General features: G+C 59.6%; 1 rRNA gene. It reads left to right on the top strand.

From position 1 onward, the window contains the following. Positions 1-111 (top strand): 16S ribosomal RNA (locus HHX35_RS42420); the annotation flags it as partial. Positions 112-569 lie beyond the last annotated feature (458 nt).

Raw genomic sequence — 569 nt, 5'->3', positions numbered from 1 at the left:
AGCCCGTGGCCCAACCACTTGTGGGGGGAGCGGTCGAAGGTGGGGCTGGCGATTGGGACGAAGTCGTAACAAGGTAGCCGTACCGGAAGGTGCGGCTGGATCACCTCCTTTCTAAGGAGCACTCGGCTGGCTCGGTTGGTGCTGTCACGCGGGTGTCCGTGTGGTGGTTGTCGAGCTCGGTCCATCGTCGCGGTCATCAGCGAGTGTCTGATGCGTGGCGTGCTCATTAGTGGAGCACTGGTTATTCAGCTGGTCGTGGTTGCCGGATCGGTGAGTACCGCCGCGTTTACGTGGAGTGGGAAAGCGGGTTTCGGGGGTTGTGACTTGGTTGGGCACACTGTTGGGTCCTGAGGAAACGGACCGGATGCTCGGCACCTTCGGGTGCTGGGCGGTTTGTTTCTTCCAGGGCTGGTCTCCTGCCATACCGGTTCGAGTGTTGTGCTCGGGTGTTTGGTGGTGGGGTGGGCTGGTTGTCTGGTTGTTGTTTGTGAATTGCATAGTGGACGCGAGCATCTTTGTGGCCAAGTTATTTAGGGCACACGGTGGATGCCTTGGCATCAGGAGCCGAT

Source organism: Microbispora sp. H10830, assembly GCF_014161375.1.
Lineage (GTDB): Bacteria > Actinomycetota > Actinomycetes > Streptosporangiales > Streptosporangiaceae > Microbispora > Microbispora catharanthi.
This window is presented reverse-complemented; position numbering and strand designations above follow the sequence as displayed.